General features: G+C 64.5%; 3 protein-coding genes. 1 reads left to right on the forward strand and 2 read right to left on the reverse strand.

The window, feature by feature from the left end:
- The coding region (locus ACEQX1_RS00005; protein ID WP_370196374.1) for a beta-lactamase hydrolase domain-containing protein at nucleotides 1-293 on the forward strand (293 nt) is incomplete at its 5' end.
- Nucleotides 294-335: 42 nt separating this feature from the next.
- Here the strand turns inward: ACEQX1_RS00005 and ACEQX1_RS00010 are convergent.
- Both ACEQX1_RS00010 and ACEQX1_RS00015 read right to left on the reverse strand, forming a co-directional pair.
- A complete protein-coding gene (locus ACEQX1_RS00010; RefSeq protein ID WP_370196375.1) occupies nucleotides 336-3,719 on the reverse strand; it encodes an FG-GAP-like repeat-containing protein in 3,384 nt (1,127 codons plus the stop codon).
- 146 nt (nucleotides 3,720-3,865) lie between these two features.
- Nucleotides 3,866-4,068 (reverse strand): hypothetical protein (locus ACEQX1_RS00015; RefSeq protein WP_370196376.1); only part of this gene is annotated, 203 nt, incomplete at its 5' end.

Consider the following 4,068-nt stretch of genomic DNA (forward strand, 5'->3'; position numbering starts at 1 on the left):
CGGGGCAGATCGACCCGGCAGACCTGCCTGCGCTGGCCGATCGTGGCTTCCGCTCGATCATCGGCAACCGCCCCGATGGCGAGGAACCCGGCCAGCCCAGCTGGTCCGTGATTGCTGCCGCCGCACAGGATGCGGGGATCGAGGCACGGCATATCCCCATCGCCGGGCCGCAGGACATCGCCGCCCGCAAAGACGATTTCGCGCAGGCACTGGCCGAGATGCCGGGCCCGGTACTGGCCTTCTGCCGCTCAGGCGCGCGCTCGGGCCGCCTCTACGAAGCGGCGCAAGGCTAAGCGACAGGTCCTAAGCCTGCGCACCGCGCAGGCCCGCGGCGATCAGTACATTTGCAGATGTTCGAGGCCTGCGTCCGGCAGGGTTACTCGCAGCATGGGCCAGTCGCCTGATCCGTTTACGGCAGGCTGCGCGAAGGCTGCGGGGAAGTTCTGCATATCAGGGCCGCCAGCCCCGGTCGGATGATCGAACTGCGCCAGCGCGCGAACCGCATCATCGTACGCGTGTCCGCTCCAGCCATCGTCGAAGCGATATTCGAACGCAGCCTCCTGCGATATGACCGCGCGGGAGCCCGACCCATCGGGGGCATAGCCCAGTTCGGTCGCGCTCAGGCTGTCCGGTGAGACGCCGACCAGCCTGAAGATGGTCGCAAAGGCGTAGTTCTCGCCCGAGGCACCATCGCGGTCGTACTGGATCAGCGTGTCCTCGCCCTCAGCGACCAGTTGCAGGTGCCCGGTGGCGAAGGGATTGGAACCGGCCGGCAAGTTCTGCGATGCCGAGTTCAGGAAGCCTGTGAGCGAGAGCCGGTCTTCTCCCACGGTGAAATCGGTCACCACGACCTCGCTACCGAGGCTGTAGGCAATCGTGTTGAGCAGCGACTGGACCGTGATGGCGTCGCTTCCGGCCCCCAGGGTCACGCTCTGCGAGCCCCCGAATATGCTGATATTGACGGAATCATCGCCTTCGCCAGCATCGATCAAGCCCAACCGGACCCCGCCGACATAAATCTGGTCGGCGCCCGTCCCACCGACCACCGTGACATCATCAATGTAGCGCAAGGAATTGAAAAAGATCCGGTCTTCGCCCTGGCCGCCATCGAGAAGGAGGACGCTGGAGGCCTGAGTCAGGCGTGAGACGAACAGGGTGTCATTGCCCCGCTGGCCGAATAGCCGGTCGTTCCCACCGCCGATGTCGTCGAGAATATCGTCCGATATATCCGGCCCAGCGTCGTTGAAATTATTGCCGTAGAGCGTGTCGTTGCCCAACCCACCGTTGAGCTGGTCCGCACCTTCGCCGCCTTCGATAAGGTCGTCGCCCGCTCGGCCCCAGATCGTATCGTCTCCGGCAAGACCGCTGAGAGTATCGGCTCCATTGCTGCCGCTCAGGATTTCACGTGCGGATGTACCGGTAAACGTCTCCCCGACCGGGGCGTCGCCATTTATTGGGTAACCCAGCTCGCGCGCAGTCATTGTGGTGGCGGTTCTGCCGGTGAAGCTCACCACGGACTGCGGACTATAGGCGCTCTGGGATGCACCGTCCCGGTCGATCTGGAGAGTCGCGGTGCCGTTCACATCGACCAGTTGCAGGTGCCCGCTCGCGAAGGGGTTGGTCGCCGGATCCCAGCCGATCAGGTACTCGGGGAGATATTCCTCAAGAGCCAGGCGATCCTCACCGGCAGTCATATCCGTGATGATAATCGTTGCGTCGGGTGAGGCGACCGGGGCTCGGCGCCCCAGCCAGATGATATCATTCCCCGTCCCGAGAGTGATCGTCTGCACCCCCCCACTCGGATTGATCACGACGAAGTCGTCACCCGACCCAGCGTCAACCGTGCTTTGCGAGACGGCGTTGACGATGATCTCGTCATCGCCCGATCCGCCGAGGATGGTGACGGTATCAACATAGCGGGTGCTGGAAAAAACGATCGAATCGTTTCCGGCTCCGCCATCGAGTAGCAAGACATTGGCCGTCTGGCTGGAGCGACTGACACCGATATGATCGTTTCCGTCCTGGCCGTAGAGGCGGTCATTTCCGCCCCCATCGTCGAAAAGGACGTCGTTACCGCCATCGTCGAAACCGGCGGCGTCTCCGTAGAGGATGTCATCGCCCGCTCCGCCGTAGAGCGTGTCGTTTCCTGCACCCCCTTCGAGGAAGTCGTCCCCGCTACCGCCATATATGAAGTCCCCCCCTCCGAGTGCGCGGATCAGGTCGCCCGCTTCGGTCCCGTACAAGGACTCGAATTCAGAGGTTCCGGTAATCTCGTTGAGATTGGTGACATACAGCGTGACGGCGAAGGAACTGGCAAGCACGCCGTCGCTGGCGGTCACTATGATCTCGTAAGTGTTGTCGCTATTGCCATCGGCCGGGGACTCGAAATCGGCGGCCTGGCGGAAACTGACCGCGCCGGTATCGGCGTCGATCGAGAATGCCTCCGCATCCTCGCCGCTCAGCGAAAAGAACAGCGTGTTGTTGTCCGGATCGCTCGCCGTAACGGTATATGCGAGCACCGATCCTTCGAGGAGCGTCACGGCATCGCTGCTGGTGATCGTCGGCGTGCGATTGCCGCTGAGCGAGACATAGGTGAAGTCGCCGCCGAAGCCGACGATGTCCGCCTGGCCGTCTCCATTCACATCGGCCAGCGTGCGGTAGAACCGGTCGTTCGAAAACCAGCCGCCGCCCGCATCGCTTGCGCCGAAGGACCGCAGCGCGAGGGTGGGATCCGCAAAGGTTCCGTCGCCATTGCCGAGCGCGACGTAAGCGCCGAGCCCGCCAAAGCCGACAATGTCGGCATACCCGTCGCCGTTCATGTCGGCGAGGCGGCGCGGATAGGCATCGCTGCTGGTCCAGCCGCCGCCTTCGGGTGCGAAGCCGAAGCTGGCGAGGCCGAGAATGGTCGGGCCGAAGCCGCCTCCGTCCTGCGCCAGTGCAACGAACACGCCGTTCGCACCGAAGCCGACGATGTCCGCCCGGCCATCTCCGTTCACGTCCGCCATTTCGCGCGGATAGCGCTCGGAAGAGGCCCAGCCGCCGGCAACATCGCTTGCGCCGAAGCCATTATAGGCGAGCGTCGCCTGCGCGAAGGTGCCGTCTTCGCGGGCGAGTGAGACGTAAACTCCTGCCGATCCGAAGCCGACGAGATCTGCCCGTCCGTCGCCATTCACATCGGCCGCAGTGCGCGGATAGATGCCTTCGTTGGTCCAGCCGCCTGCCTCGATCGCGGCGCCGAACCCGTCATAGGCGAGCGCAACGTCGCCGAAGCGGACCGGCTGCTCAGCCGTCGGCGCGAGGCCGAGTGCGACATAGACGCCCGCCGATCCGAAGCCGAGCAGGTCAGCGCGGCCATCGCCGTTTACGTCCGCAAGCATTCGCGGATAGACGGAGTTGTCAGCCCACCCACCGGCGTCGGCGCTGGCCCCGAAGCTGTTGTAGGCGAGCAATGTCTCGCCGAACCCGCCGGCCGGATCGGCCAGCGCGACGAAGACGCCAGCAGCGCCGAAGCCGACGATGTCCGCGCGGCCATCGCCGTTCACGTCGGCCATGCGGCGCGGAAAAGTGGTGTCGTCGGTCCAGCCGCCGGCTACGGGGCTGTAACCGAATCCGCGGTAGGCAGACACAGGCGGGCCGAGGCTCACCTCGCCGCTTCGGGCGAATTCGGCATCCCGCACTTCGTTACGCGCAAGCATCCGCGCATGTCCGCGATACGTCATCCCAGAACCCCTCGTCTCGCCTCCGGAGCGCAGAATGAAGCTTCTTGCAGCCAACCGCGTTCACGATCCGATAACGGTTTAACGCCTGCCGGATCATGAGAACAGGATTTTTGGCAAGTCCGGGGAGGGTGTCCCCCCGGTCGGCGTCAGGCCGCGAAGGCCGCGCGGCGCTTTGCCGCGACTGCCGCAACCTTCGGGTCGCGCAGGTGCGGGCCCTCTGCAATCGCCTGGCGGTAGCTGGCGATCACATTGTCGAGGATCGCCGACCAGTGATAGCGCTCGCTGAACGCGATCCCCGCATCGGCCAGGGTTTTCCGGTAGGCGGGATCGTCCGTCAGCCGCTCGATCG

The sequence above is a fragment of the Aurantimonas sp. genome (assembly GCF_964217435.1).
GTDB lineage: Bacteria > Pseudomonadota > Alphaproteobacteria > Rhizobiales > Rhizobiaceae > Aurantimonas > Aurantimonas coralicida.

What these genes read in the sequence shown, in the direction of transcription:
- ACEQX1_RS00010 (WP_370196375.1), bottom strand. Translation starts at nt 3,719, where the DNA reads ATGACGTATCGCGGACATGCGCGGATGCTTGCGCGTAACGAAGTGCGG.